This window comes from Mesorhizobium sp. Root102 (assembly GCF_001425625.1).
Lineage (GTDB): Bacteria > Pseudomonadota > Alphaproteobacteria > Rhizobiales > Rhizobiaceae > Mesorhizobium.
Genome location: NZ_LMCP01000010.1, coordinates 32,756 through 59,687, shown reverse-complemented (window position 1 = coordinate 59,687; position 26,932 = coordinate 32,756). Strand labels below are relative to the sequence as shown.

The following is a 26,932-nucleotide window of genomic DNA, read 5'->3' as shown; positions in this document are numbered from 1 at the left end:
TCCGCTGGCATCAGCCGAACCGTCGCGGGGAAAAAGCCTCGATCGGCACGCGCGGTGGCTTGCCGGCAATCAAATCCGTAACGAGATGACCGGTGGTCGCGCCGGCCGCCATGCCGACATGGCCATGACCAAAGGCATAGACGATGTCACGCACGCGTCGCGAGTATCCGATCACGGGCAGCGAGTCCGGCATGCTTGGCCGGAAGCCCATCCACACGGACAGCCGATCCTCCGAATAGCTCTCCCTGAGGCCGGGGAACAATCGTTTTCCAAGCTTGAGCAAGTTGCGTGCCCGCCTCCAGTCGGGAGCAGCCTCCAGCCCGGCGAATTCCACGGTGCCCGCGAGCCTGAGGCCCGTTTCCATCGGCGTCGCCACGAACTTGCCGGAGGTGTCCATGATCGGCAGGCCTGGCCTTGCCTCGGGACTGCTGACGATAATGTGGTAACCCCGTTCTGTATCCAGCGGAACGGAATCGCCGAGCTGCTTTGCGAACTGTTTCGAATAGGCCCCGGCGGCAACCACGGCCTGGTCGGCGGCCAGGAATCCAGCATCGGTACGCAGCCCGGATAGCCTGTCGCCCGTGAGATCGAAGCCCTCGACCTTGGCGCGCTTGATCTGTCCGCCGTCGCGCAGAAAGGCGTCGGCAAGGGCGTTGACGAAGCGTTGCGGGTTGACCGTATGACCGTTCCCCGGCAGGAAAACCCCCAATTGGTAGTCGCGCGACAAGGTCGGCTCCAGCTGCCAGAGGGCATCGCGCTCCAGCACCGTGTATTCGATGCCGTTTCTTTCCCGCAATTGCCAGGAGAATGCGTCGGCTTCGAAGTCCGCCCGCGTCAGATAGGCCATGAGATGTCCGTCGCGCCGCAGCAGGTCGAGGGCCCCCGCATTCTCCACCAGCGGCCGGTAGGCGCCAGGCGAATCCCGCAACAGGCCGGCGAGCGCCGCCGCCTGCTTCTCGACTCGCTCGCGCGAGCCTGCCTGCAGGAACCGCAGCAGCCACGGCGCGATGCTGGGCAAATAGGGCCACCGGATCGACAACGGTCCGAGCGGATCGAGCAGCCAGCCCGGCACCTTGGCCAAATTGCCAGGCATCGACATCGGAACGACCGATGATGGATTGAAGCAGCCGGCGTTGCCGAACGACGAACCGCCGGCGATTTCGCCCGGTTCGACGATGGTGACGGCGAAGCCTTCGCGCAGCAGCCAGCTCGCCGAGCAGACGCCGATCACGCCGCCGCCGATCACCGCCACATGGGTCTTGGAACCAGCGGCACCCCTCGCCTCGCTCATGGGGTTGCACCAGTGGTCGGCGGACAACGGAGCCCGCCGAAGCGTCCATCGATATAGACCAGCGGATGAAGGTCGTCGTCGATCAGCCGGGTTTCCACCACCTCGCCGAAAACCACCGTATGCGTCTGCACTTCCATCGCACGGTGGATACGGCAGTCGAAGCTCGCCAGCGCTCCGGTCAGCGCCGGGGCGCCGGTCGACAAGGTCTCCCATTTGCAAAGTTCGAACCGGCGATGGCGGTCCTTGGACGAACTGAACAGCCGCGCCGTTTCCATGTCGGCTTCGGCGAGGACATTCACGCAGAACCGGCCGGATGCCAGCATCAGATCGTGGCAGGAGACGGATTTGTTCACGCAGACCAGCAGCAACGGCGACGGGTCGGCTGAAACAGAAGTAACCGACGTCGCGGCAAAGCCATGCGGCTGCTCGCCGTCGATCGTGGTGACGATTGAGACGCCGGCGGCCAGGCGGCGCATGGCGAGCTTGAACTCGGCCAGTTTCAACTCGATTGGATCAGGCATGTCGGTCTCCTTCAGACCCACGCGGGCGCTGCGCCGGCAAGCCGGCGACGTTCGGGTGGGTTAAAAGAAGCAACGCAAGTCACGTGCCAGCCTGACGCGCGCGTCAATACAGCGGAAAGTCAGCCGCCGCGTTTCGGCGGCCCGACGTCGGGGATCAACCGCGCACGACCTTCTGGGCGACGATGCCATGCGCGCGCATCTTGCGATAGAGCGTGGCCCGGCTCATGTCGAGCGCCTCGGCCGTCCGGCTCACATCGCTGTCCAGCCTGCCCAGCGTCGACACGATCATCCGACGTTCGGCATCGTGCAGGGCCTGGCGGGGATGCGACGCCGGGGCCGACATTTCGGCGGCGCCCGACCCCGGCGACGCGAAGTCGGTAAGCAGGAGATCGTCGACCTCGATGACGCCATGTTCGCAGACGCGGCGCGCCCGCTGCAGGACGTAGCGCATCTCCCGAATATTGCCGGGCCAGGCATAGGTCTGAAGCGCGGCGATCACACCGTCGCTGAGTTGGGCGGGTGGACCGGTCCTGTCGGATGCGAGCAGGCGAAGGGCGATGTCGAGAATGTCCTTTCGCTCCCGAAGTGGCTGCATGTCCACGACCACGCCCGCCAGGCGATAGTAGAGGTCGCGCCGGAAGCGGCCTTCGGCGACGGCGGTCGAAAGATCGTTGTTGGTGGCGGCGATTATGTTGATATCGACCGTCTGGGTCTTGGCCGAGCCGAGCGGGCTGACTTCCCCGGTTTCCAGGACCCTGAGCAGTCGCGTCTGCAACGACAGCGGCATGTCTCCGATTTCGTCGAGGAAAAGCGTGCCGCCATCCGCCTGCTTCAGGCGCCCGACATTGCCTTCCCGCTTGGCGCCCGTGAAGGCGCCGGCGCCATAGCCGAACAATTCGCTGTCGATCAGCGTCTCTGGAATGGCCGCGCAATTGAAGGCGACCAGCGGCTTGTCGCAGCGATCGCATTCCCGATGAAGCGCGCCCGCCAATGTGTCCTTGCCGACACCGGTCTCGCCAAGCAGAAGGATCGGCAAACCGCTGCCGGAAACGCGCCGCAACAACCTGGAAAGAACCGTCAGGCGAGGATGGGATCCAAGGCACTGTTCGATCGTGGGGCCCTGGGAGGGGGCGATTTCGATCGCGGGTTCGACGCCGGGGCGGGCGGCGGGCTGCGCCGCTTTGGCGATCGCGCGCCTGCCCGGCACCCGCCTCGGCGTGATGACTTCCGCTTCGTACAGCGCTTCGGAATCGATCCGCCTCAGGCCAAGCTGCCCGCCGTCCCTCGTGATGCTGTCGCGCGCCTCCGGCGTGCCCTGGAACAACTCCCATAGCGTCGCCCGGTTGAGGCGCTCGGCGATCGATCCGAACACATGGCGCGCCTGCCTGTTGGCGCCGACAATGCGCTGCTCTTCATCCAGGGCCAGCAGGACGGTCGAGCCGTCGCCGCGGATCTTCAGGATCGAGCTGCCGGGGAAGTGATTGAGAAAGAGCTGGTTGCTCAGCCGTTCGGCCGTATTCATCGTCAGGCCGGCGGCCAGCGCGAATGTGTCGGAGGTGATGCGCGGATCGCCCGTCGCAACATTGAGAACGCCGATCATTTCCGCGTCGGCCGACATCACCGGCGCGGCGATGCAGGACACCGAAGAGTAGGCACGGAAATAGTGATGCCGGCCCAGCACCATCACCGGCCGCCGCTCGATGATGCAGGTTCCCACGCCGTTCGTGCCGACCGCGCCTTCCGCCCAGATCGTGCCCGGTCGCTCGAGCTTCAAATCCTCGTCGTTCTGGGAATCGCCGCGGTAGCGCAGGATGATGCCGGCCATGTTGGAGAAGCTGGCGCAGAAATTCGAACCGCGCAAAGTCGACTGCACGAACTCCAGCTCATTCTTGATGGCTTCCAGGCTGGGATCGAATGGCTCGCAAAGCTGCACGACCTCGCGGTCGCTCAGCGAGGACAGGCGTGGGTTCGCATTGGGGTCGAAGTGATAGCGTTCCTGGCAGCGCTGCCAGGAGCTGTCGAGGCTGGCCAGACCGCCGATCGCCGTTGACTGCGCGACTACACGGCCCAATGTGTCCATGCGGAGCCTGTCCTCTCTAACGGATCGGTCCGAAAATCAGGATCGGTCTTCGAAAAGCACGACGAAGATTCAAGGTAGCCGAGCATTTTTCGCGCGTCAAAGTGGACGCAACCTCGCTCATATGTTCGCAAACTATGCAGCTTTGAAATCTGCCGTCAAGCTAGGCAGCAAGCCCGTGGGGCTTTAACGCATTCTTCAATGCCCGCCGGGAGCCGCTGCGCGGCATCAGAAATGAGACGAGTTTCGCTGCCGCGAGACGGTCCCCCCGGAAGATCGCGCGGTTCCCCTGCCGATTGCGCGGAAATCCGCCGCGCGCGCCACGTCGGCGACACTGGCACGGGCCTTGCTCAGCCCTCCCTGCTTGAAACGAGTAAGGAGATTGCGATGAAACTCGCGTTTTTCATGATGCCAATGCATAATTTGAACCGCGATTACCACACGACCTTGATGGAGGATGTCGAGTCTGTCGTGCTGGCCGAAAAACTCGGTTTCGAGGAGTGCTGGGTCGGCGAACACTATACGTGCGAAATCGAGCAGATCTCGTCCCCCATCACGTTCCTTGCGTTCCTTGCAAGCAAGACGAAGACCATCAAGCTCGGCACCGGGGTTCTTCCCTTGCCGCTCTATCACCCGGTCATGGCCGCCTCGCATGTTGCCTTGCTCGACCATCTGACCGAGGGCAGGCTCATCCTCGGCGTCGGCACGGGCGCCTTGGGATCCGACTTCGAGGCCTTCGGCATGCCCGACGCGAACCGCCCCGAAATGATGATGGATTCGCTCGACATCATCCAGCAGATCTGGGCCGGCAGCGCGCCGTACGAGATCAAGGGCAAGTATTGGAACGTCACGCTGAAGGACAATGTCTGGCCCGATCTCGGCGTCGGCTCCTTCGGCAAGCCCTATCAACTGCCACACCCACCGCTCGCGCTGTCCGTCAGCAGCCCCAACTCGAATTCCATACGCATCGCAGCACAGCGCGGCATGATGCCGATTTCCGCGAACTTCGTCGCCTCCTGGGTGGTGAAGACCCATTGGGACACCTATGCCGACGAGTTGAAGAAGCTCGGAAAGAAGCCGGACGGGAACCAGTGGCGCGTGGCGCGCTCGATCTTTGTGGCCGACACCGACGAAGCGGCCGAAGCCTATGTGAAGACTCCGAACGGCGCCTATGACTGGTATTACGACTACATGTTCACGGTCTACCAGCGGCTGGGGGCGGCCAAACTGCTGGCGCCGACGCCAGACACGGCCGAGGCCGACATCACCTACGAGAAGGTGCGCGACAGCTTTGTCATCTTCGGCAGCGTCGAGACCGTGACCCGCAAGATCCTCGAGCTGCGCGACGAGGTTGGGCCCTTCGGCACGCTGTTGATGACGGCGCACGATTGCAAGGACAAGGCCGTGATGCACAAATCCATGGAGCTTCTTGCCACGCAGGTGATGCCAGCGGTCAATGCCGAGCTGGAGAGCAGCCGCGTCAAGCTCATCGCCTGACGCAATCAAGATCGGAGACGAGCATGCGACACGCCGAAACGGACGTCCTGGAGCCGGGCAAGCTGTGGTGGAACTGGTTCGGCGAGCACTATTTCGTGCCCGCCAACACGGTTCTGCCGCGCAGCGAAGAGGATGTGCGCCAGGCCGTCCTTGCGGCGGCGCGGCTTGGATTGCCTGTCCGTTCGTCCGGCAGGGGGCACGCCAACACAGCCGCCGTGCCGACGCCGGGTGTCCACATCGACTTCCGCGCCTTCAACGAGGTCCTGTCTGTCGACAGGGAGCTGATGCGCGTCACCGTGCAGCCGGGCATCAGCGTCGGCGAACTGAGCCGCTATCTGAGAACGCAGGGCATGTCGCTCAACAACCAGGGCGACATCGACACGCAATCCGTCTGCGGCGCGATCATGACGGCGACTCATGGTGCCGGGATAACCTTGCCGTGCATGTCGATGCAGATGATCGCCGCGCGGATCGTCACCGCCGACGGCAGCTTGCTGGACCTTTCGGCCGAGGCCGACGGCGAGCTGTTCAAGGCGTTTCGGGCCTCGATCGGCATGTTCGGCGTCGTGGTCTCCATCACGCTGCAGGCGGTTGCGTCCTACAACCTCCTCAAACGCTCCTGGAACGCCGACATCGAGGATTGCCTCGGCGGGCTTCGTCAGCGGCTGCAGGACAACAGGACGTTCTGGTTCTTCTGGTTGCCAAGGCGCGAATCCGCCGACCTGTTCGTCCTCCCGAGCGGAGTCCCGAACCTGGCCAGCCGCGACCACGACATCTGTCATATGCGCAGCTACAACGCCGTGCCGGTCGACCAAGCCGTCCCCGAACCCGAACCCGGTTCCCAATTCGACCATTCCTCGGTGATCTTCCCGAACCTTTACGAGCCGAATTTCCGCGAGATCGAATACGCGGTGCCGTTCGAGGATTTCGAGGCGACCTTCGACGAGGTCCGCCATCTGTTCCTCGACAAGCACAAGGACTTCACCTTTCCGGTCGAATGCCGGCCGGTCAAGGCGGATGATTCCTATCTCAGCGCCTATGCCGAACGCGACGGCTACGCGCTCTCGGTTTCCGGACCGATGGAACCACCGACCTGGGCGATGCTCAGGGACGTCGACGCCATTTTCGATCGGCACGGCGGACGGCCGCACTGGGGCAAGCATCATTTCATGACCCCGGCCAGACTGGAAAAGCTGTACCCGCGCTACGACGCCTTCAAGAAGATGCGTCGAGAGCTGGATCCCGCCGGCATGTTTCTCAACGACCATCTGCGGGCATTGTTTGCCTGAAACGTCAACGCCGCGCAGGACCTGAAGGACACTTTGCCATGAACCAGCACAATCTCGGACGGACCGATGTCGTCCGCAAACTGATCATCGACGGGCGGTTCGTGATGCCCGTCGAAGGCCGGACATTCGGAACATACAATCCGTCCACCGGCGAACTCCTCGCCACCGTTGCCGAGGGCGACGCGCGCGACATCGACCTGGCGGTGGCAGCGGCACGTCGCGCCTTCGAGGGACCGTGGTCGAAATTCACGCCGTTCCAGCGCCAGGAAGTCATCCTGAAATTCGCCGACCTCGTCGATCGGCATTTCGAGGAATTCAGCCAGCTCGACACGCTCGACATGGGCATGCCGATCACCATGACGCGGGGCCGTCGGCAACGCGCCATCGGCATGCTGCGCATGTATGCCTCGATGTGCGTGACGATCGGCGGCCGCACCCTGCCCAATTCCCTGCCCGGCGACGTTTTCGCTTACACGTTGAAGGAACCGGTGGGCGTCGTCGGTGCGATCACGCCATGGAACGCGCCGCTGACGGGCACAATCTGGAAGATCGGACCCGTCCTCGCAACCGGCTGCACCATGGTCCTGAAGCCGGCGGAGGACGCGCCGCTGACCGCGCTGCGGCTCGGCGAATTGGCTCTGGAAGCCGGCGTTCCGCCCGGCGTCGTCAACGTGGTCCCCGGTCTAGGCACCGTGGCCGGCGCGGCGCTCGCCGCCCACATGGATGTCGACAAGATTGCCTTCACGGGATCGGACGCGACCGGCCGCCGGATCATCGAAGCCTCCAAGGGCAATATCAAGCGGCTGATGCTGGAACTCGGCGGCAAATCGCCCGACATCGTCTTCGCCGACGCCGACCTGGACAAGGCGGTCGCCGGAACGGCGATGGGCATCTTCGGCAACAGCGGCCAGATCTGCAGCGCCGGGTCCCGGCTGCTGGTCGAACGGTCGATCTACGACAGTTTCGTCGAGAGAGTGGCCGATTTCGCCAAGGCGCTCAAGGTGGGCAACGGCATCGAGCCCGACACGCAGATCGGCCCGGTCGTCTCAAGCAAGCAGATGGAGCGCGTCCAGTCCTATCTCGGCCTTGGCGTCGGCGAAGGTGCCGAGGTCGTTGCCGGCGGCAACCGTCTTGTCGACGGTCAGCTTGCCCAGGGGTATTTCCTCGCACCGACGGTGATGAAGAACGTCCGGCAGACCATGCGTATAGCCCAGGAGGAGATATTCGGGCCGGTGGTCACGGCCATCCCCTTCGACGACGTCGGCGAGGCGCTGCGCATCGCGAACTCGACCGTCTACGGACTGGGGAGCGGCGTCTGGACCCGCGACGTGGCCAAGGCGCACGGGGTGGCAAAGGGCATCCGCTCAGGCACCGTGTGGGTGAATTGCTACGGGGTGCTCGACCCGGTGATCCCCTTCGGCGGCTACAAGATGAGCGGCTACGGGCGCGAATCCGGGATCGACCATGTCGAGGAATATCTCGCGACCAAGGCGGTGGTGCTCCAGAACGGCTGATGCATGTCGCCCCGGACTGGCGCCGGGCCATAACGAGCGTTCGGGCGGTACGCGCCAATCGACGGATATTTCAGGAGAGAGCATTGACCATCAAGCGCACGGATTTCACGGGTCGTTTCCATCGAATCGTCGAGGTCGGCAACACTGTCTATCTGGCGGGCGTCACCGCCCGGAACGCCGGCGCGGACGTCGGCCAGCAGACGGCGGATGTGCTGGCGCAGATCGATGATCTTCTCGCCAGGGCCGGTGCCTCCAAGCGCGATGTCGTCACCGCGAATATCTGGCTGGCGGACATTGGTGATTTCGCCGGCATGAACGCCGCCTGGGATGCGTGGCTGGACAAGGAGCACGCCCCGGTGCGCGCGACCGTGGAATCGAAGCTCGCCCGCCCCGACCTGAAGGTCGAAATCCAGGTCCAGGCCGCTAGGCAGGGCTGAGACCAGCGGCTGTCCGGCGGCCCTATAGGCTTTGCACGCATGCCGACAGGGCGGCAAGCAGGGAGCCCGACCTTGGATCGTGTCCTTCGAAGTGCAGAAGCGTGTTGGTCACGTAGGAGAAGCCTGTCTTCAACTCCGGCCAGGCGCCGTGCAAGGAACCGCCGGCGCCGTCATGGCCAAATCCCACCGGAACGTTGCCGAACAACGCTTCCTTCGTCTGCAATCCAAATCCGACGCCGTAGGCGAGTTCCTGCTCGAGGTAAGACTCGACACCACTCGCAAGACATGTGTAACCGAGCGCGATGGTCTCTGGCTGGAGAATGCGTATCTCTCCAAGTTCGCCGCCTCGCGCCAGGCAACCGTAAAGTCGTGCCGCGGCGCGCGCCGACACGATGCCGTTTCCACCCGGGACCTCGGCCGCGCGCCAGGAGCGCGAGTTCAGCGGTAGCGGGTCCGGTCTCGATCTCGGCGGATTGTCCCAGATCAACCACGCGGCGCGGTCCGTTTCCAAATCGCTGCGTTTCGCCCCATAATTTGGACCACGCTCGAACACCGCGACGCGGGGCTCCTCTTCGCCGGGAAGTCCGATCCAAGCATCCAAGGCGAGAGGCCGGGCAACATCATCCGCGAAAAGCCGGCCGACGCTGCGGCCATCGATGCGCCGGATCAGTTCGCCACAAAGCCAGCCGATGTCAGCGCGTGATAATACAATGTCGTGCCCGGCTCGCGGATAGGCGATTGGTCGGCCAGCAATCGCGCCATGCGGACATCGTCGGTCGCCTCTTCCACCGAAACCGGAGTGGCAAGGCCAGGAAGGCACGCCTGATGCGAGACCAGATGCCGAACGAGCATCCGCTCCTTTCCGGCCGTGGCGAATTCGGGCCAGTAGGCGAATACGGGCCTGTCCAGTTCAAGTTGCCCCCGCTCGATCAGCAGCAACAAGCATGTCGCGACGAAGCCCTTGGTGCCTGAAAATATCCCGGCGATCGTGTCCTCGCGCCAAGGACGGCGATTGGCCGTGTTGGCCCAGCCGCCCCACAGGTCGACCACGGTACGGCCGTCCACCACGGCTGCGAAGGCCGCCCCGTGTTCTCCACGGTCAAGGAAATTGACACGGAACTGGTCGGCTACCGCTTCATATCCTTTCGAGGCGAAGCCATGTATCTGGTTCTCAGCCGTGTCGGTCATCAATCCACCGTCCAGTTTGCAAAGCCAACCTCCATCGGTTGCGGAAAATGGCATGCGGCAAAATGCTGGGGTTCGACCTCCACCAGCGCCGGCTTGACCTCGGCGCATATGTCCTGCGCCTTGAAGCAACAGGTCCGGAATGGGCAGCCCGACGGCGGATTGATCGGGCTGGGGACATCGCCCTTCAGCAGGATCTGACTGCGCCCGCGCTCGATATCGGGGTCCGCGACGGGAACGGCCGACATCAAGGCCTGCGAATACGGATGCAGCGGCCGCGCATAGAGGCTGGCCGCCGGCGCCACTTCTACGAAGCGGCCGAGATACATGACAGCCACGGTGTGCGAGATGTGGCGCACCACCGACAGGTCGTGCGCCACGAAGACATAGGCGGTGCGCAATCTCTCCTGGATTTCCTTGAGGAGGTTGAGCACGCCGGCCTGAACCGAAACGTCCAGCGCCGACACGGGCTCGTCGAGCACAACCACCTCGGGCTTCAACGCCAAGGCGCGGGCGATGACCACGCGCTGTCTCTGGCCGCCGGACAGCTGATGCGGGTAGCGCCGGCCGTAATCCGAGCCAAGGCTGACCAGGTCGAGCATTTCCGCGACCCGCTCGCGCCGCTCGGAACGGGTCATGGCAGTTATTCGCAACGGTTCAGCGATGCTGTCGGCGATACGCATGCGTGGATGAAGCGATCCGTACGGCTCCTGGAAGACGAGTTGCAGACGGCGACGCATCTCGCGCATGGAGGCCGCGTTCAGCGAAACAACATCGGTGCCGTTGACCGCGACGCTGCCCGCGGTCGGCTCGATGAGCCGCAGCAGGCAACGTCCGAGTGTGGATTTTCCACAGCCGGACTCTCCCACGAGGCCGAGCGTCCTGCCGGGTTCCAGGTCGAAGGAAACGTCATCGACGGCTTTCAGTTAACTGAGGGTGGAAGATCGGCGTTGGAAATAGGTTCAGGCTGGCATGACGGCGGAGGCGTAGGGGCCTTTCTCCCCTTCATGTTCGGCAAAGCGTACTTCGTTGCCTACTGCGAGGGTCTCCCATTGGCTGTCGGAGGCCATGCTCTCGCGCCGGAAGAAGAATTCGCGCCCATCCGGGCCTGAGATGAATCCGAAACCTTCCTCGGGCACCAACCTGACGACGGTACCGTGGTGCGTTTCCGGATGCGGTTTGACGCGATGCCCGCTCATTTTGCGCGCGACATCCTCAAGCTGGCGCTGTGCCGCATTGAAGCTATCGCGGATCGCGACATAGACATCCTCATGTGCATGATTTTCTTCCGATTCCCGGCCCGCGACGATTTCGCGGCCAGGCACGGTTATATCAACCCGCACATGATAGATTTTGCCCCTGTGGCCATGCCGATGCGGTGCTTCGACCACGACGTTGCAGGATGTTATTCGGTCGTCGAAGCGCGCCAACCGCCCAATGCGCTCGTGGATGACTTCCTCCACCGACGGCGACGGTTCCATGCCGCGAAACCGGATCTGGGGTGTGATTTTCATGACTATCCTCGCAATGAAAGATCCATAGCGATCAGCTTCCGCGCACCGCCGAGTTGATGCATTGATCGGCATCAACCCGACACACGCCGCCTGATGGCATTCTCTCAAAATCGAATTGACTACGAACGCCGCAATTACTGGCGTCAGGATCGGTATCCGATGAGGCTCTTTCTTTGCGGAGACGTGATGACCGGCCGCGGCATCGACCAGATCCTGCCGCATCCCTGCGACCCAACGTTGTATGAGCCTCACATGTGGTCCGCAGTCGACTACGTGGCTCTTGCGGAACACAGGGCCGGCGAGATTCCGAGGGCCGTGCCTTTTGACTACATCTGGGGCGATGCCTTGGATGAGATCGATCGGCGAGAACCCGATTTCAGGATCATCAACCTCGAGACCAGCATCACTGCCGACGGCATTCCGGAAGCCAAGGGGATCAACTATCGAATGCATCCCGACAACCTTGGATGCATAACTGCAGCAGAAGTCGACTGTTGCGTTCTGGCTAACAACCATGTCGCGGACTGGGGACTCAACGGTTTGAAGGACACAGTTCAGGCACTGGGGCGGACCGGCATTGCGACGTCGGGTGCCGGGGTAAATGCTGAAAAGGCAGCCCGCCCTGCGGTCCTCACATTGGCTGCGGGCATGCGGCTCCTGGTCTTTTCCTTTGCCTGTCCATCGAGCGGAGTCCCTGTCCAGTGGGCGGCTGAGAAAGGGCGACCCGGCGTGAACTTTCTTACGGATTTCAGCCGGAACGCCGTCGCAGGGATCGGCCGCAAGATAGGAAGATGGAAGCGTCCAGGTGATCTGGTCCTGATCTCGATCCATTGGGGTCTCAATTGGGGATACGATATCCCCGACGATCATCGAAGATTTGCCCACAGTCTCGTCGACGAGGCCGGTGTCGACGTCATCCACGGGCATTCATCGCATCATCCATTGGCCATCGACGTCCATGCGGGAAAGCCGATCCTCTATGGGTGCGGCGACTTCATCAACGACTATGAAGGCATCAGCGGACACGAGGCATTCCGGCCGGACTTGGCGCTCGGCTATTTCCTCGACATCGATCATCGAACCCGCCGCCTGCGAGCCGTCGAAATGGTGCCGTTTCACTTAAGGAAATTCCGCCTTGAACGCGCGTCCCGCGCAGATGCCGGATGGCTGAGCAGCACCCTTGACCGCGAATGCCGGCGCTTCGGCCATACTGTCCGCTTGACCGAAGACGATGCTCTGGCGCTGTCATCGTGAGGACCCCTGCTTGGACTTTTTCTGACCAAGCAGGAAAACCGTAAGGAAGCCGGATGGGCACGCAGCTGTGGTTTCATGCTGACACTGCATTCCGGGCAAAAAACGCGAGGTGGAACCGACATGGACATGATGTTCGCCAGCCCAGCCTTCGACAATGACGCCGTCGTCCCGCGTCGCTATACCTGCGGCGGGGAAGATGTCTCGCCGCCCTTCAAATGGCAGGGCGCACCTGAAGGCACCAAAAGCTTCGCACTCACCTGTCACGATCCGGACGCACCCAGCGGCACGTTCTTCCACTGGGCCATATTTGATATCCCCTCAAGCCAATTGCAGCTTGCCGAACGTCTGCCGCGAACGGAGACTTTTGCTGATGGCACGAAGCAAGCGGTGAACGATTTCGGCAGGATCGGCTATGCCGGCCCCTGCCCACCCAAGGGGCATGGCATCCACCATTATCACTTTCGGCTATTCGCACTTGATGTGGATCATCTGGACCTCGACAAGGCAGACTGCCGACAGGTCCAGGTAGCGCTACAGGCCCATATCCTGGCTTTCACGGAAATCGTCGGCTGCTTCCAGCGCTGATCTCAATCATGGGCGCGGTCCACGCAACGGTCAGGGATATGGCTGAGCCGCTATTTGTCGACCGTGGAGGCGTTCCCGCGACCACCCTGGCCTGTGCGGCGTCCATCAAGGCGATCACGTCCTGATCTCTCAACTGACGGAAATCGCGATAATAGAGACCGATCGTCTGAAAGAATTCGGGCTCTTCAAGACAGATGACATCGTCGGCCTCTTTGCTCAGCGCCTCGATCGTCTCAGGTGAGACGCGCCAGCGCCGATCTGTTGAGCTCAAGAACATCCTGGTCGTTGCCGCCGACAATCAGCAATGTCGGCGCACGGACCTTTTCGAGCGCGGCCGCCGCCATATCCGGCCGCCCGCCGCGCCGATGCCGGGTCGTTCAAGGCCTCTTCGAGATCAATCGCTGCCATCGAATTCAATCCCTGGGCTTGCGGGAACGACGCCTATCGGTCCGATGCAAGGTCCATAAGTAGTGCCCACGCGCTGCAGCTATTCATGAGATGCCCGGCGCGGCATTGATGCCTATCAACGAATGTGAGAATCGATGCCTGCAATCATGCACACTTGGTAAGCTTGGGCAGGCGCTGGGTCAGCAACGTTAAGTCGATCAGTGATGAAACTTGGGATGATGGGACTGCGGCTTCGATGAATATATTGATGCTCACGAATACCTTAACCCGTTATATTGGCGGCGTAGCCAATAGTGTCACTTGGCTTGCCGAAAATTTGCGGGCGGCCGGCCATCGGGTTCTGATCATCGTGCCCGACGCTTCGGAGGCAGCGATTTCTCGGTGCCGATCCCGCTCAGTCGCTCGCTCGACGAGGCCTTGGGCGTCTTCCAACCCGACATCGTGCATTCCCATCAGGCACTACGGATGCGAAGCGATCTCTGCTCCAAAAGATCGTTCGCAGGGTCACCCTCAAGCCGGGGTCATTGACCATCGAACAGGATCGCCGCTCGATATCGGAATTGCTTCTAGACCGGATTCTGCCACCCAGCGATAGGTCGCAGGTGACTTCCATTGAATGTTCAATTGGCATGAAGCGGCGCGGCATCGAAATGCGGATCATGCTTACAGAGGGCTCTAACAGCAACCGAGAACCCGATGGCGCTTTGATCGACCTTCTGCGTCGGGCCCACTTGTACCTGGATCAACTTACGGACGGTGCCAGCCGCAGCCTCACCGACGTTGCCATGCTCAACGACACCGATACATCTGAGGTAAGCCGTCTCCTGCCCTTCGCGTTGCTCGCCCCGAAAATTGCGGCCAGCATCGTTGCGGGTGATCAACCTGTCGAGCTATCTGCGCATAGGCTGTCACGAGTTTCCGAATTGCCGTACGCTTGGGCCAGCCAGACTGCCCTCCTCGGCTTCTGACGCCATTCTTGAGCTTCCGAATCGCATCGCTGACCATCGCATTGCCAAACAATTGGCTACGGCATTCGCCCAACAGAGACGGACTCCCAAAAGTCAGGTGTTTTGGGCATTGATTGCGGCGTCTCAGCCAAAAGTTGCCGACTACCCGGCGCTAACCCTCGGAAAAGTCGACGCTATTCTGAGACGGATGAAAAACCCGAACATCAGGCGGACTGGATGGTGGGTCCGGAGGGTCAAAATTTTCTACACAAAATCAATATGTTAGCGGTTGGCTCGCCAGGCCGTTTCCTTCGTATTCTCTCGTATGGTCAGGCGAGCCTAAGGACCAGGAGGAGGACTAGTTTTCCATCACGCGGTGTCTCTTTCATCCCACAAAAGGGGTCGAGGAACCCGTGTTGACCATTGTGTGTGAGCGCGGCTGGTTTTGGGCCGGAAGCAGACTGTTCGCTTTCCGAAAGCGACGAGAAAGAGCAGCCTTTTCTGGATGTCTAATGCTTCAGTATCTGGCTGAGGAACAACTTGGTTCGATCATGGCGAGGGCGGCTGAAGAACTCGTCGGGCGTGCCTTCCTCGACAATCTGGCCGGCGTCCATGAAGATGACTCGGTCTGCGACCGCCCGGGCAAAGCCCATCTCATGCGTCACGCACACCATGGTCATGCCGTCGCGCGCCAGTCCCGTCATCGTCTCCAGCACCTCGGAGACCATTTCCGGGTCGAGAGCTGAGGTCGGTTCGTCGAACAGCATGACAGCCGGTTGCATGCACAGGCTGCGGGCGATCGCCACGCGCTGCTGCTGGCCGCCGGACAGTTGGATGGGGAACTTGTTCGCCTGTTCGGGAATGCGGACCCGCTCGAGGAACTTCAGCGCGGTCTCGCGCGCCTCCTTTTCCGATACGCCCTTCACCCACATCGGGCCGGCCATGCAGTTCATCAGCACCGTCATGTGCGGAAACAGGTTGAATTGCTGGAACACCATGCCGACGTTGGAGCGCACGGCGGCGACATTGGTCATCTTGCCGTGTAAGGCAACGCCGTTGACGACGATGTCGCCCTGCTGATGCGCTTCGAGGCGATTGAAGCAACGGATCAGTGTCGACTTGCCTGAGCCGGATGGCCCGCAGATGACGATGCGTTCGCCCTTATGAACCGTCAGATTGATGTCCTTCAGCGCGTGGAACTGACCATACCATTTGGATACAGCCTTGGCCTCAATGACGGACTGAGCGCTCATCGCACCTTGCTCCTGTGGTAATGCCGTTCGATGCGGGACTGGATCAGTTCGAGGCAGATCGACAGCATCCAGTAGATCATGGCGGCCGAAATCAGCATCTCCATGTGCTGGAAGGTCTTCTGGCCGAGGGTGCGCGCCAGAAACATCAACTCCCAAACGCCAATGACCGAGACCAGCGAGGAATCCTTCAGCATCGAGATGAACTGATTGCCTGTCGGCGGAATGATGACCGGCAATGCCTGCGGCAGGATGATACGGCGCATTGTCAGGGCGAAGCCGAATCCCATGGAGCGCGATGCCTCCCACTGGCCACGATCGATGCTCTGGATGCCGGAACGGAAGATCTCGGTCATGTAGGCGCCGTAGCAGAGCGAAAGCGCCAGGATGCCGGCGGGCACCGCATTGATGACGAAACCGAGCTGCGGCAGTCCGAGATAGATCAGGTAAACCTGCATGAGCAATGGCAGGCCGCGGAAGAAGGAGGTGTAGAAGCTGGCAATGGCAAAGGCAAAGCCATTGTTGGAGAGTTTGGCGACCGCGCCCGCCACCGCGATGACCGAAGCGATGACGATGGAAATCGCCGAGACGTAGAGCGTGGTGACGACGCCCTGGCTGATCAGAAAGGGCAGTTTCTCTCTGATAAAGGGCAGGCTGAGATGGAACGTTTCGAAGAAGGCGATGAACAGGAGCAGCAGTTCGAGCCAGACGATGCCGATCTGGAACTTGAGCGGTGCGAAGCCGATCAGCACGACGTTCAAGGTGAAGATCACCGCTATGGCGAAGGCAATGGCAAAGCGGCCGTAAAGGCCACTCACCGACGGTTCGCCGATCACCGGACGCATCAGTTCGGCGAAGCTGGTGCCCGACATGTTGAAAGCCATGAAGAGAAGCAGAACGACGCCGAACATCGTCGCCACAAACCAGGGTTTGTGGACGAGGATTTCGGCTTCGACGGTATCCGGATAAAGCATCTTTGAGCACCGGCTGTTCGGCGGCCTGCCAGTGGCAGGCCGCCTTTTAAGGGGCTAGTTCGTCTTCGAGTAATCCTGCCCGTACCATTTTTCGGAAAGCTTGCTCAGCGTGCCGTCCTCCTTCATCGCTTTCACCGCGTCGGCGATCTTGGCAGAGAGTTCGGGATCGCCGCGCTCGATGGCGATCGCCAGCGGCTCGTAGAAGACCGGATCGCCCACCTGCTTGATCGGGTAACCGGCCTTCTCGGCATCGAGGATCGACGGCAGCGAAGAGACCACCGCGTCGAGGCGCACGCCGTCGCCGAGGCGAAGGTCGTCGAAGGCGGTCGTCGAATTCTCGTAGGAGTGGACCTCCTTCGGGTTGAGCTTGTACTCGAATGGCGGCGCGCCGGCGGCATCGAGCGTCAGATCCTTCTTGGCATAGGCCTCGAAGGTGGAGGTGCTGGTGGCGCCGACCACCTTGCCGTCGAGATCGGCCAGCGTCTTGGCCTTGCTGTCCTTGTGCACGGCAACGGCCGCCGGTGTGTAATAGTAGACCGCCGGAAAATCGAAGATCTCGGCGCGCTTCTTGGTCGGCGTCATCGAGCCGGCATGCATGTCCCAGCGCCCTGCCCAATGGCCGGCGGTGATGATGTCCCAGCCGGGCGTGATGAACTCGACCTTGACGCCGAGGTGCTTGCCGATCGCCTTGGCGACGTCGACATCGAAGCCGTCCAGCTCGTTGCTCGCATTCACGAAGGACTGCGGCGCCCAGTTGGCATCGGTCGCCACCTTGAGCGTGCCTGCCGCCATCACGCGGTCGAGCACCGCGCCGGCGTGAGCAGGATATGCGCCAAGCGCAAGCGCCATCGCGGCCATCGTCACGTGTCGTCTGTTCCAGATTGTCATGTGCGTATTCCCCTGTTGTTGTTCAGTCCCTTGCGGTCACTTCCGTTCAGCCGGTCTTGACATCGCAATTTCGTGCCGACCAGTCGGCGTCCTCTCCCAAAGGCCCGCGGATTTAGCGACGTCGTGGCCGGTCCGGTCTTCCGATGTCGCGGAGGATGTTTTCCGTCGCCATTCCCCCGATCACAGGAAAGGGGCCGGCCCGCTGCCTGCGACCCCTCGTACAGCGTCTGGTGTCCGAGATACTCTGCTGCATCGCGAAGGCTGCTATTCATTGGAGGTGGCCCCCTTCCCGCGGTCAGTATCCAGCAGGAAAACGTCCATCACGGCGGCAACCCGAGCCGGCGCCTCGATCAGGATCGAATGACGAAGTCCGGGCAGGATGGCGAGTTGCGACCCTTGCACCTGTTCCTGCATCAGCCGTGCCATGCGCGGGCTGGAACCCTGGTCGTCCTCGCCGGTGACGATCAGCGTCGGGCAGGTGATACGGTCGAGAATGCCGCCGAAATCGGTCTCGGCCAGAACGCGATAGGCCGCCGCGTAGCAGTCGCGGTCGTTCTCGGCGTCGCGTCGGCGCAACTCGGCGATCACCTCCGGGTTGCTGTCCTGGAAATCCTCCGTCAGCCAGCGCGACAGCGAGGCGGCGTGGTGGGTCGAGGCATCGCTCGCCACCAGCGCCGCCAGCCGGCCGCGCACCGCGTGCCGTTCTTCTGGCGTGCGGCCGGCGACCGTCGACAGCAATACCAGTTTTTGCAGACGCTCGGCATGCGTCAGCGCCAGGCGCTGCGCGATCAGGCCACCCAGCGAAAAGCCGACCAAATTGAAGGTGGCGAACCCGACATGGTCGGCCAGCGCCAGCGTCTCCTTGACGAAATCGTCGATCTCGTAGCGGCCCTTGATCCGGCTGGAGCGGCCATGGCCGCGCAGGTCGAAAGTGAGAACCGCGAAGCGATCTTTCAGTTGGCCCGCCACCCCATTCCAGGCTTCGAGATAGGAGCCGACCCCATGAATGCAGACCAGCGGCACGCCGCCCTCACCCTCAAGGCGCCAGTTGAGCAGCACACCCTCGACATCGAGCTGGCCGGAGCGCGCCATTGTCACGCCCTCGCCGCCTGGCGCGCCCTGTCGCGCTCGCGCGCGGCAAAAACCGGCATCACCTCGTCGACCCACAGCTTGATCGTCTCCTTCTGCAGCTCGAACGGCAGGTTGAACGTCAGGCCGAGGCAAAATTGGTCGACGCCCGCCGCTTCATAGTCGAGCAGCTTCTCGATCACCTCGTCCGGCGTGCCGAACATCAGGTTGCGGCGGATGTTCTCGGGATTGTAATTGTCCTTGCCCTCGACGCTCTCGTAAGGGACGGCTTCGGGAAAGCCGTTTTTCACGGTGCCGATGTTCTGGAACAGGTTCTCGAAGGCGCGGCCGTAGTCGATGGCATGCCGGACCGCGATCTCCCAGTCCTGCGCCCGTTCGTAGACGCAGGTGCGCCGTTGCATCATCAGGCGCGGGCGCGGCACCTCCGGATGATCGGAGACGGCCTGGCGGAATTTCTCGCCGAGCACGGCGATCTCCGCCGCCGGCGCCGACAAGGGCGTCGACAGGATCGAGGCGCCGATGCCAACCGCCCAGTCGAAAGTACCCGGGTCTCGCGCGGCCACCCAGATCGGTGGATGCGGCTTCTGCTGCGGCTTCGGGACGCCGGCGGCGAGCGGGAACTTCCAGTAGCGGCCGTCATGGGCATAATCCTGCGCCCAAAGCTTCTTCACCGCCGGCACCAGTTCCTTCAGATAGGCAACGCCCTCATGCTGCGGCATTCCGTCGGCCATGCGGTCGAACTCGTACTGATAGGAGCCGCGCGCAATGCCGAACTCCAGCCGCCCGCCGGTCAGGTGGTCGCAAAGTGCCGCCTCCCCTGCCAGCCGGATCGGGCTCCAGTAGGGCGCGACCAGCGTCGAGGTGCCGAGCCGGATCTGCTCGGTATGCTGGGCAAGCCAGGTCAGCGTCATCAGCGGGTTCGGCGAGATCGTGCATTCGATCGTGTGATGTTCCGCTGTCCATAGCGTCTCGAAGCCACCCTCGTCGGCCATCCGCGCCAGCTCGAGCAGATTGCTCTTCACCTTCGACATCGGCATGTCGGGCGAGAAGCGTTCCATGGTCAGCGAAACGGCGAATTTCATGTCGGTCTCCCCAGTGCGTCGGGTTTGGTCAGCGAAGGCGGATGATGAAGGGGTCCTGCATGGCGCCGGAGTAGTCGATGACGACGTTCTTCAGGCGCGAGAACTCTTCCATGGCGTCGAAGCCTCCGCGCCGGCCATAGCCGCTCTCCTTGAAGCCGCCATTGGCGGACATGAAGGAGGAAGCGCGGTAGGTGTTGATCCAGACAGTGCCGGCCTCGACATTCCTGGCGAAACGCAGCGCGCGGTTGATGTCCAGCGTCCAGATGCCGGAGGCCAGCCCATAGCGGGTGTCGTTGGCGAGCCGGATCATCTCGTCTTCGGACGAGAACGGCATGACGCCGACAACGGGACCGAACAGCTCCTCCTGCATGAAGTCCATGCCGTTATCGGCATCGGTCATCACAGTCGGCTCAAAATACCAGCCGCCGGCAAGATCGGCCGCCTGCGGCCGTCTGCCGCCGGCCGCGATGCTGGCGCCTTGGCGCACCCCCGAGGCGACATAGGTTTCCACCTTGGCAAGCTGCGCCGACAGCGCCAGCGGGCCGATGTCGGTTTCTTCCAGTGTCGGCAGCCCGACCCGCACGCGCCTCGTGCGCTCGACCAGCGCCTCGACGAAACGGTCATAGACGCTGGCCTCGACGAAACAGCGCGAACCGGCGACGCAGGTCTGCCCCGCCGCCGCGAAGACACCGGATACGACGCCGTTGACGGCATGGTCGATGTCGACATCGCCGAAGACGACATGAGGCGACTTGCCGCCGAGTTCCATCGAACAGGGAATGAGGTTTTCCGCTGCATTGGCGGCAATCCGCCGGCCCGTCACGGTGGAGCCGGTGAAAACGAATTTTGCAATGCCTGGATGGCGCGTCAGCGCGTCGCCGGCCACGGCGCCGGTGCCGGTGACGACGTTGACGACGCCGGCCGGGAAGCCAGCTTCCATGATCAGCTCGGCCAGAGCGAGCGTGGACGCACTGGCATGCTCGGACGGCTTGACGACGACCGTGTTGCCGAGTGCCAGGCATGGCGCCAACGTGCCGGTGAGCAGCATCAGGGGCGAGTTCCATGGCGTGATCATGCCGACGACGCCGATTGGCTCGCGCAGGTTGAAGTTGAGCATGTCGAGCTTGTTCACCGGGATGGTGTCACCGAGCAGCTTGTCGGCCATCCCAGCGAAATAGGTGTAGCTGTCGGGCATGGCGCGCATCTGCGCCCGCATTTCCTTGAGCAGCTTGCCGTTGTCGCGTGTCTCGATCAGCGCCAACTGGTCGGCGTGCTCCAGGACCAGTTCCGCCAGCCGGCGCACCAGCCTGCCGCGGTCGGTCTGGGTCATGCGTCGCCAGGCTGGAGCGGCGAAGGCAGAGCGCGCTGCCTCGACCGCCGCGCCGACATCCTCGGCGCCGGCCTCGGCGAACTGATACCAGGGCTTGCCGGTGGTCGGGTCGAAACTGTCGATGTATTGCCCGTTTTTCGGCGCCACGAACGCACCGTTGATGAACAGGTTCTGGCGTGAGCCTTCGAGCGATCGGACCGTCGTTTTCATGCTGTATTTCCTGCGTGGAGCATCATTCGGACGCGGCCTGCGTCCACGATTGCGACTGGCCGTCGATCATGGCGACGCGGCCGCCGTCCCCGGTATCGATGTAGATGCCGAAGCGCTTGTCCTGGCGCTCGCGCGCATAGCGGCGCAGCATGGCGCGCAATTCATGCGTGGCGATCCGCTCATAGGGCAGCGCGTCGAGGGAAAAGAAGGCATGGCCATCCGGAAGTGCGGCTTCAGCGCTCTCACGGCTCAGTTCGGCGCGGTAAACGAGATAGCCCGGGTCGCTGTCAGCGACGTCGAACACCGAATAGAGAAAGGTGTTTTCAGGAACGAGGGTCAACGCCTCGCCGCCATCGAGGACAAGCTGGCTGTCGGCCTTGCGCCGCCGCGCCGTCGGCAGCACCCAGCTTCCCTTGCCATCTGTGCGCAAGAGGATGCGGTTCCCCGCTTCGACCAGATAGCCGATGATCATGTCCTGCGAGGCCATCCAGCCGGCGGGCAGCGGATCCTTCACGCTGGCGTAACGGCCGCGGCAAAATCCGAGCGGCGCCGATGGGCTGGTGCCGAAAGCCTGGACCTGACCGATCAGGATGATGTGGTCACCGGCCTCGATACGGTTGTGAACGGTGCAGTCGAACCATGTCAGGCTATCGGTGAGGATCGGCGCGCCGGTGTGGGCGCGGTCATGGTTGACCGACTGGAACTTGTCCGCCGCTTTCGACGCGAACACCGAAGAAGTTTCGACCTGGCCTTCATGCAGGAAATTGACCGCGAAGGACTGTGTTTCGTTGAATGCGGGAAAGCTCGCCGCCGCCTTGCCGACGCAGACCAGGAGCAATGGCGGGTCAAGCGAGACCGAGGTGAAGGAGTTGGCGGTCATGCCCCGCGGATTGCCGTCGCAGTCGCGCGTGGTGATGACGGTGACGCCGGTGACGAAGGTGCCGAAGGCACGACGCAAGGCGATCGGGTCGATCCTCCTTTGTGCCATCGCGTCCGCCATCGCTTTCCTCCATAGTGTCGGACGAAAGCTAGGCAGGAGCCGGCCGGCGTTCTTCCTCCGGTCTGTAGGAAAGATGGCGCGGCGTGCTGCTGTTATCCCGAGCAAGCGCAGGCGCGACAAGCCTGCGCTTGCGGCGACTGCCGCATCGCAACAATGGAGGCGAGGTCCAGAGAGTCTAGCGGGCTGCCGGCACGCGGCTGTCGATGATGCCGCTGAGACGGATCGCAAGTTCGACCGCGAAGCGCTGTTCGGGCGTGTCGAGACGGATCCCGAACAGTTCCTCCATGCGCGACAGGCGATAGCGCAAGGTGGTGACATGCAGGCCGATGGCGTCGGCGCAGGCCTGGCTGCGGCAGCCCTCGCGCAGATAGGCAAACAACGTGTCCAGATAGGGCGTGCCGTGCTCGCGGTCGTGCGCAATCAGGGCGCCCACACTGTCGTCGACGAAGCCGCGCACTTCGGGAGCGTCGGCGGCGGCGACCAATATCGGCAGCGGACCGAAATCCTGGCCGGCAAAAACACCGGTGCGCCCGAAGGAACGGCCGATCCGGATCATGCGGCGGCACCGCTCCCAGGCGATGGGATAATCGGCCAGCGCGGCACAAGCTTCGGAAAGCACCACCACCGGTTCGCGTTCGAAATAGCGGCCAAGCTCGGCCGCGATCCTGTGCGGCAATTTCCCGAAGCGCGCGCCGTCTTGCACGGCATCGGCAGGAACCAGGCAGACAAGGCCGTCTTCCACCGCGATTGCCGTACCGGCAATGCCTGCCTGCTGCAGGAGACGCACGAGCGCATGATGCGGATCGGCAAGGCCGATGGCACCATCCTTCGCCTGCTCGGCGAGGTCGATGACGATCATCTTCTGCGCAACGGTCAGATCGAGCCCCAGCCGGCGGGCGCGATTGACGATATCCGCCTCGTCACGCCAGCGGCGCTCCGCCACCTCCAGGAAAAGCTCGGTCAATGAACGCGTCTCGAAGCGGAAGCGCACGAAGCTGCGCATCATCTGCACGCTGAGAGCGAATTTGGTGCTGTCGAGCAGCATCTGATCGAGTTGGCCAGACTCGTGAGGCGTCGGAAAAATCATCAGCGCACCAACCACCTCGGCATCGATGGTAAGCGGCTCGATGCGCACCGAAAGCTTAAGCTGGCGCTTGCCGTCATCGACGAACAGCGTCTCGGTGTGGCGTCCGTCGGACGCGCCGCGCGCTATCTTGAAGATCTGCCGGCTCAGCGTTCCGCGCACCGCCTGCTGCCAGGAGGCAATGTCGAAATGCGCCTCGCTTGGGGAACGGCCGGCGACGACCAAATTGGCATGGAAATCGATCACCACCGCCGGATTGGGCAAAAGTTCGCTGACCTTTTCGGCGAGCGAGACCACGGACCCGTCCGACAAGGCCTGCTGCAGAAGCGAGGTGTGCGCCGAAAGGGCACGTTGCAGGCGTTTGCCAGCCTGCTTCTCCTGGCGCAGCCGATGCTGCTTCTCGACCGCGATCTCGCCCAGATGCACGATCATGCCGATGAAGGCGATATCCTCCGCCGTCACTTCGGTGATCTTGCGCGAGACGACGGTCAGCACCATCGGCCGGCCATCTTCGTCGACGCAGTTCATCGGCATCACCAGCACGCTGCGGTAGTCGCGCTCGAAGGCCTCGCGGCGATAGCCCGGGAACTCCTCCGACACCCGCGCGTCCCTGATATAGACCGGCTCATTGCGGTTGAGCGCGACGATCGAGGGACTGGTGGCCAGTTCCCAGCGATCCGGCAGCGTGCGGTGAATGAGCGTCGGATCGTGGCGCACGATGACATAGGCGTGGCCATGCGGTGCGTCGATGCCCATGATCGAGCCCAGCGTCCATTTGGCATGACGGCAGGCCGCCAGCACGAGGTCGCGCAGCACGGACTGGAGATCGCCGCCCGAATTGATGAGGCTGGCGGCGTCCCGCAAGGAGAGAATTTGCGACTCGTGGTCCACGCCTGATCTTCCGCCACTCGCGAAGGGCGAATTTAAGCCGTCGCGGATATATAAACGCTACACCGCTTCCAAGCGGGGCGCACGCCGATTCTTCCTACGAACCGGAGGAATACCCGCCGATTTGCGCCTACTAGATTTGAGCTTTCACTGAAGAGGCCAAATCATGGAATTGCGGAAGATCTGTACCTTCACCGAGGAAGTGCACTTCGAAGGCAGCAAGGCGGCCGCGAGGCCGGTGACATCGATCGTCGTCGCCGCCGTCTTGCACAATCCATGGGCCGGGCGCGGCTTCGTCGAGGATCTGCGGCCAGAGATTGTCGCCATCGCACCCCGGCTCGGGCAGGAACTCACGCACCGCCTGATCGGGTTGATGCCGGCGGAACGCATCGAAAGCTACGGCAAGGCCGCCGCCGTCGGAACCGCCGGCGAGATCGAGCATGCCTCCGCCATGATCCACACGCTGCGCTTCGGCAATGTGTTCCGCGATGCCGTCGGCGGCACGACCTATCTCGAATTCTGCAACACACGCAACGCGCCTGGCGCGCTGCTGTCGCTGCCAATGATGCACAAGAGCGAGAACGGCCGCCGCTCGCATTTCATCACCGCCAACTTCCAGATCGCCGACGGCCCGGCCGCGGACGAGATCGTCGTCGCCATCGGCGCGGCGGATGGCGGCCGCATCCATCCCCGCATCGCCGACCGCTTTCAGGACTTGGCCGAGATGGAGCAAGAGCGGCTCGGCGTTCAAGCCTGACAGCTGCATGGCCGGACTTGCCTGCCTTTTTTGCGTTGCGAGCATGGCCATTCCAGCTACTCTGTGCAGAAGAGCCGCGCAGACGTTGGCCCCTGCCAATGCCGGAGTGACATGTGACGATACGGCCAATCGTGAGATTTTCCCGATCCTCGTCTGCGCTCCGTCGCCGAGCCCATATCGGCGTTTGACGAAGATTTGCGCCGGCTTGCGGGCGATCTCACCGACACAATGCGCGCCGCTCCTGGCATCGGAATCACCGCGCCTCACATCGACTCCTGAAGCGGCTGTTGGTCATCGAAGTGTCGCCTTCGGCGGGCCTGCGCAGCTACGTGAACCCGACCATTCTTTGGGCATCCACTGAGACGATCCGCCATATCGAAGGCAGCGTATCCATGCCAGGAGTCACCGAGGAAATCGAACGGCATGCGCGTGTCCGAATCGGCTACCAGACCCTGGACGGCGACGAAGGCGTCGAGCAGGCCGAAGGCCTGCTTTCTGTTTGCCACCAGCGCGAGATCGAACAACTCGACGGTGTCTTCTGGATCGAGCGGCTCTCCCGCCTGAAGCGGGAGCGGCTTGTCAAACAATACCAGAAACAGCAACGAGGCTTTTAGTCGATGGCATCCACGCACCGCCCTGAGCAATTCCAGGAAAAGTGTGAAACGGTGTTCCGTCCGGGATTGCTCAAAACAAAGAGTTAGCCGCTCCAACCGCGGCATATCTTTCGGCGCAAAATCAATGATGGTCAGGGGGACGGCGCGCCGGCTTCGATCAACCCTTCGCGTTTCAGATCGGTCCACAGCGCTGGCGGAATATCCTCGCGCAGATAGGCCAAATTCTGTTTCAGCTCCTCGGCCGAGCGGGCGCCCGGGATGACACTCGACACCAGGGGATGGCCGAGCGGGAACTGGAGCGCCGCCGCCGGCAGCGATACTTTGTGGCTGATACAGACTGCCTCGATACGGCGGACGCGTTCGAGCACCGGCTCAGGCGCCGGCCTGGTGTTGAAGGTGGCGCCCTTGACGGCGCCTGTTGCCAGGATGCCGGAATTGTAGGGGCCGCCGATGATGATCCTGGTGCCGCGCTGCTCGCAGAGAGGCAGCAAGGTCGACAGCGGCTCCTGTTCGAGCAGCGTGTAGCGGCCGGCGAGCAGGAAATAGTCGAACGCTCCAGCCACGACGAAATCGGACAGCATCTGCCATTGGTTGATCCCGACGCCAACCGCCTTGATGACGCCTTGCGAGCGCAATTCGTCGAGCGCCGGATAGGCGCCGTCCATGGCTTCCCGGAAGCGGCTGCGAGCATACGGGTCCTCGCCGGGGCCGAAATGGATGGCTTCGTCCGGATCGTGGATCGAGACCATGTCGACATAGTCGGTGTCCAGCCGCTTCAGCGTGCCTTCGAGCGAACGCATCACCGCATCGCGCGAATAGTCGAACTCGGCACGGAAGGAGCCGGGCTGGTCCCACAGTGCCGGCTTCAGCTCTTCCGATGGGATCGGCACGAGGTCGTAACCGATCTTCGACGAGATGACGATGTCAGCGCGTGGCAGCGACTTGATCGCCAGCCCCAGACGCGTCTCGCTGACGCCGAAGCCATAGACAGGTGCTGTGTCGAAATAGCGGATGCCATTGTCATAGGCCGCCTGCACGGTCTTCACCGCTGCATCGGTGTCGACGGCGCGGTACATGTTGCCCAGCCCGGTGCCGCCGAGCCCGATCGTCGTCACCTTCAGGCCGCCCTTGCTAACAGCCCTGAATTCGATTTCAGCCATTTTCTATTCCTGCGATCTTTAGTGGTCCATCGTTCCGGCGATGCGGCGGCCTCCCGCGCCGTGTTCAGACTGAGGAAGAGCGCCGTA

At 62.6% G+C, this 26,932-nt stretch carries 22 protein-coding genes and 3 pseudogenes; 9 read left to right on the top strand and 16 right to left on the bottom strand.

The genetic code is table 11. The annotated features are described in order from the left end of the window. Window positions 1-10: 10 nt before the first annotated feature. From ASD12_RS10425 to ASD12_RS10415, 3 genes are all read right to left on the bottom strand, one after another. Window positions 11-1,291: an FAD-dependent oxidoreductase gene (locus tag ASD12_RS10425; protein ID WP_056585078.1), complete on the bottom strand. Its 1,281-nt coding sequence runs from the start codon at window positions 1,289-1,291 to the stop codon at window positions 11-13. Continuing rightward, window positions 1,288-1,812 (bottom strand): flavin reductase family protein, encoded by a 525-nt coding sequence (locus tag ASD12_RS10420; protein ID WP_056585076.1) that lies wholly within the window; start codon window positions 1,810-1,812, stop codon window positions 1,288-1,290. The genes ASD12_RS10425 and ASD12_RS10420 overlap by 4 nt, the downstream gene beginning before the upstream one ends. Before the next feature lie 154 nt (window positions 1,813-1,966). Further along, entirely contained in the window at window positions 1,967-3,892 is a 1,926-nt protein-coding gene (locus ASD12_RS10415; protein ID WP_056585074.1) for a sigma-54-dependent Fis family transcriptional regulator, read from the bottom strand. A gap of 384 nt (window positions 3,893-4,276) precedes the next feature. On the opposite strand from ASD12_RS10415, the gene ASD12_RS10410 reads away from it, so the two are divergent. The 4 genes from ASD12_RS10410 (at window position 4,277) to ASD12_RS10395 (ending at window position 8,626) form a co-directional block, all read left to right on the top strand. Continuing rightward, on the top strand, window positions 4,277-5,386 hold the full coding sequence (locus tag ASD12_RS10410) for an LLM class flavin-dependent oxidoreductase (RefSeq protein ID WP_056585072.1): 1,110 nt from the start codon (window positions 4,277-4,279) through the stop codon (window positions 5,384-5,386). Between the two features lie 23 nt (window positions 5,387-5,409). After that, window positions 5,410-6,675, top strand: a complete 1,266-nt coding sequence (locus ASD12_RS10405; protein ID WP_056585069.1) for a D-arabinono-1,4-lactone oxidase — start codon at window positions 5,410-5,412, stop codon at window positions 6,673-6,675. Window positions 6,676-6,713: 38 nt separating this feature from the next. Continuing rightward, complete coding sequence (locus tag ASD12_RS10400; protein WP_056585067.1) at window positions 6,714-8,189, top strand: aldehyde dehydrogenase family protein; 1,476 nt, start codon at window positions 6,714-6,716, stop codon at window positions 8,187-8,189. Window positions 8,190-8,272: 83 nt separating this feature from the next. Then, window positions 8,273-8,626, top strand: a complete 354-nt coding sequence (locus ASD12_RS10395; protein WP_056585065.1) for a RidA family protein — start codon at window positions 8,273-8,275, stop codon at window positions 8,624-8,626. Between the two features lie 22 nt (window positions 8,627-8,648). On the opposite strand, the pseudogene ASD12_RS35245 reads toward ASD12_RS10395, so the two are convergent. From ASD12_RS35245 to ASD12_RS10375, 3 genes and pseudogenes are all read right to left on the bottom strand, one after another. Further along, window positions 8,649-9,814, bottom strand: a pseudogene (locus tag ASD12_RS35245) (serine hydrolase domain-containing protein). After that, window positions 9,814-10,746, bottom strand: a pseudogene (locus ASD12_RS10380) (oligopeptide/dipeptide ABC transporter ATP-binding protein); the annotation flags it as partial. The pseudogenes ASD12_RS10380 and ASD12_RS35245, both read right to left, overlap by 1 nt. 27 nt (window positions 10,747-10,773) lie before the next feature. Then, the gene (locus ASD12_RS10375) at window positions 10,774-11,547 is read right to left on the bottom strand and encodes an HPF/RaiA family ribosome-associated protein (protein ID WP_244482819.1); all 774 of its coding nucleotides are present in this window, start codon (window positions 11,545-11,547) and stop codon (window positions 10,774-10,776) included. Here ASD12_RS10375 and ASD12_RS10370 point away from each other — a divergent pair. Together ASD12_RS10370 and ASD12_RS10365 are read left to right on the top strand one after the other, a co-directional pair. After that, entirely contained in the window at window positions 11,512-12,579 is a 1,068-nt protein-coding gene (locus tag ASD12_RS10370; protein ID WP_244482818.1) for a CapA family protein, read from the top strand. The genes ASD12_RS10375 and ASD12_RS10370 overlap by 36 nt on opposite strands. Window positions 12,580-12,699: 120 nt before the next feature. Continuing rightward, window positions 12,700-13,164 carry a YbhB/YbcL family Raf kinase inhibitor-like protein gene (locus ASD12_RS10365; protein ID WP_200953690.1) on the top strand — a complete coding sequence of 155 codons (465 nt, stop codon included), beginning with the start codon at window positions 12,700-12,702 and terminating at the stop codon, window positions 13,162-13,164. Here ASD12_RS10365 and ASD12_RS34045 read toward each other — a convergent pair. Next, window positions 13,133-13,435 carry a hypothetical protein gene (locus tag ASD12_RS34045; protein ID WP_156398564.1) on the bottom strand — a complete coding sequence of 101 codons (303 nt, stop codon included), beginning with the start codon at window positions 13,433-13,435 and terminating at the stop codon, window positions 13,133-13,135. The two genes, ASD12_RS10365 and ASD12_RS34045, sit on opposite strands and share 32 nt — an antisense overlap. A gap of 661 nt (window positions 13,436-14,096) precedes the next feature. Between ASD12_RS34045 and ASD12_RS10360 the strand changes: the two genes are divergently transcribed. Continuing rightward, the gene (locus ASD12_RS10360; RefSeq protein WP_056585056.1) at window positions 14,097-14,540 is read left to right on the top strand and encodes a hypothetical protein; all 444 of its coding nucleotides are present in this window, start codon (window positions 14,097-14,099) and stop codon (window positions 14,538-14,540) included. Window positions 14,541-15,028: 488 nt separating this feature from the next. Here the strand turns inward: ASD12_RS10360 and ASD12_RS10355 are convergent, their stop codons facing one another. From ASD12_RS10355 to ASD12_RS10320, 8 genes are all read right to left on the bottom strand, one after another. After that, complete coding sequence (locus ASD12_RS10355; RefSeq protein WP_056585054.1) at window positions 15,029-15,772, bottom strand: amino acid ABC transporter ATP-binding protein; 744 nt, start codon at window positions 15,770-15,772, stop codon at window positions 15,029-15,031. After that, a complete protein-coding gene (locus ASD12_RS10350) occupies window positions 15,769-16,743 on the bottom strand; it encodes an amino acid ABC transporter permease (RefSeq protein WP_056585052.1) in 975 nt (324 codons plus the stop codon). Before ASD12_RS10350 ends, ASD12_RS10355 begins: the two co-directional genes overlap by 4 nt. Before the next feature lie 54 nt (window positions 16,744-16,797). Further along, window positions 16,798-17,631 (bottom strand): transporter substrate-binding domain-containing protein, encoded by an 834-nt coding sequence (locus tag ASD12_RS10345; protein WP_056585049.1) that lies wholly within the window; start codon window positions 17,629-17,631, stop codon window positions 16,798-16,800. A 264-nt stretch (window positions 17,632-17,895) separates the two neighbouring features. Then, window positions 17,896-18,723, bottom strand: coding sequence for an alpha/beta hydrolase (locus ASD12_RS10340; RefSeq protein WP_056585047.1), 828 nt, complete (start codon window positions 18,721-18,723; stop codon window positions 17,896-17,898). A gap of 2 nt (window positions 18,724-18,725) precedes the next feature. Continuing rightward, the gene (locus ASD12_RS10335) at window positions 18,726-19,802 is read right to left on the bottom strand and encodes an LLM class flavin-dependent oxidoreductase (protein ID WP_056585045.1); all 1,077 of its coding nucleotides are present in this window, start codon (window positions 19,800-19,802) and stop codon (window positions 18,726-18,728) included. Window positions 19,803-19,830: 28 nt separating this feature from the next. After that, window positions 19,831-21,342 (bottom strand): aldehyde dehydrogenase, encoded by a 1,512-nt coding sequence (locus ASD12_RS10330; protein ID WP_056585043.1) that lies wholly within the window; start codon window positions 21,340-21,342, stop codon window positions 19,831-19,833. A gap of 22 nt (window positions 21,343-21,364) precedes the next feature. Then, window positions 21,365-22,342, bottom strand: coding sequence for a flavin reductase family protein (locus tag ASD12_RS10325; protein WP_056585041.1), 978 nt, complete (start codon window positions 22,340-22,342; stop codon window positions 21,365-21,367). Between the two features lie 175 nt (window positions 22,343-22,517). Then, window positions 22,518-24,317, bottom strand: a complete 1,800-nt coding sequence (locus tag ASD12_RS10320; protein ID WP_056585038.1) for a helix-turn-helix domain-containing protein — start codon at window positions 24,315-24,317, stop codon at window positions 22,518-22,520. A 163-nt stretch (window positions 24,318-24,480) separates the two neighbouring features. Between ASD12_RS10320 and ASD12_RS10315 the strand changes: the two genes are divergently transcribed. Together ASD12_RS10315 and ASD12_RS10310 are read left to right on the top strand one after the other, a co-directional pair. After that, window positions 24,481-25,071, top strand: coding sequence for an amino acid synthesis family protein (locus ASD12_RS10315; protein ID WP_056585035.1), 591 nt, complete (start codon window positions 24,481-24,483; stop codon window positions 25,069-25,071). Between the two features lie 113 nt (window positions 25,072-25,184). Further along, window positions 25,185-25,685 (top strand): annotated as a pseudogene (locus ASD12_RS10310) (peptide deformylase). 131 nt (window positions 25,686-25,816) lie between these two features. Here ASD12_RS10310 and ASD12_RS10305 read toward each other — a convergent pair. Then, on the bottom strand, window positions 25,817-26,845 hold the full coding sequence (locus ASD12_RS10305; protein ID WP_056585034.1) for an aldo/keto reductase: 1,029 nt from the start codon (window positions 26,843-26,845) through the stop codon (window positions 25,817-25,819). Window positions 26,846-26,932: the final 87 nt, after the last annotated feature.

Coding starts and splice junctions, on each gene's coding strand:
- ASD12_RS10340 (WP_056585047.1), bottom strand. CDS start 18,723: ATGGCGCGCTCCGGCCAGCTCGATGTCGAGGGTGTGCTGCTCAACTGG.
- ASD12_RS10330 (WP_056585043.1), bottom strand. CDS start 21,342: ATGAAAACGACGGTCCGATCGCTCGAAGGCTCACGCCAGAACCTGTTC.
- ASD12_RS10325 (WP_056585041.1), bottom strand. CDS start 22,342: ATGGCGGACGCGATGGCACAAAGGAGGATCGACCCGATCGCCTTGCGT.
- ASD12_RS10355 (WP_056585054.1), bottom strand. CDS start 15,772: ATGAGCGCTCAGTCCGTCATTGAGGCCAAGGCTGTATCCAAATGGTAT.
- ASD12_RS10420 (WP_056585076.1), bottom strand. CDS start 1,812: ATGCCTGATCCAATCGAGTTGAAACTGGCCGAGTTCAAGCTCGCCATG.
- ASD12_RS10415 (WP_056585074.1), bottom strand. CDS start 3,892: ATGGACACATTGGGCCGTGTAGTCGCGCAGTCAACGGCGATCGGCGGT.
- ASD12_RS10375 (WP_244482819.1), bottom strand. CDS start 11,547: ATGCGGCAGGATCTGGTCGATGCCGCGGCCGGTCATCACGTCTCCGCA.
- ASD12_RS10370 (WP_244482818.1), top strand. CDS start 11,512: ATGACCGGCCGCGGCATCGACCAGATCCTGCCGCATCCCTGCGACCCA.
- ASD12_RS10400 (WP_056585067.1), top strand. CDS start 6,714: ATGAACCAGCACAATCTCGGACGGACCGATGTCGTCCGCAAACTGATC.
- ASD12_RS10350 (WP_056585052.1), bottom strand. CDS start 16,743: ATGCTTTATCCGGATACCGTCGAAGCCGAAATCCTCGTCCACAAACCC.
- ASD12_RS10405 (WP_056585069.1), top strand. CDS start 5,410: ATGCGACACGCCGAAACGGACGTCCTGGAGCCGGGCAAGCTGTGGTGG.
- ASD12_RS10410 (WP_056585072.1), top strand. CDS start 4,277: ATGAAACTCGCGTTTTTCATGATGCCAATGCATAATTTGAACCGCGAT.
- ASD12_RS10425 (WP_056585078.1), bottom strand. CDS start 1,291: ATGAGCGAGGCGAGGGGTGCCGCTGGTTCCAAGACCCATGTGGCGGTG.
- ASD12_RS10305 (WP_056585034.1), bottom strand. CDS start 26,845: ATGGCTGAAATCGAATTCAGGGCTGTTAGCAAGGGCGGCCTGAAGGTG.
- ASD12_RS10315 (WP_056585035.1), top strand. CDS start 24,481: ATGGAATTGCGGAAGATCTGTACCTTCACCGAGGAAGTGCACTTCGAA.
- ASD12_RS10365 (WP_200953690.1), top strand. CDS start 12,700: ATGGACATGATGTTCGCCAGCCCAGCCTTCGACAATGACGCCGTCGTC.
- ASD12_RS10345 (WP_056585049.1), bottom strand. CDS start 17,631: ATGACAATCTGGAACAGACGACACGTGACGATGGCCGCGATGGCGCTT.
- ASD12_RS10335 (WP_056585045.1), bottom strand. CDS start 19,802: ATGAAATTCGCCGTTTCGCTGACCATGGAACGCTTCTCGCCCGACATG.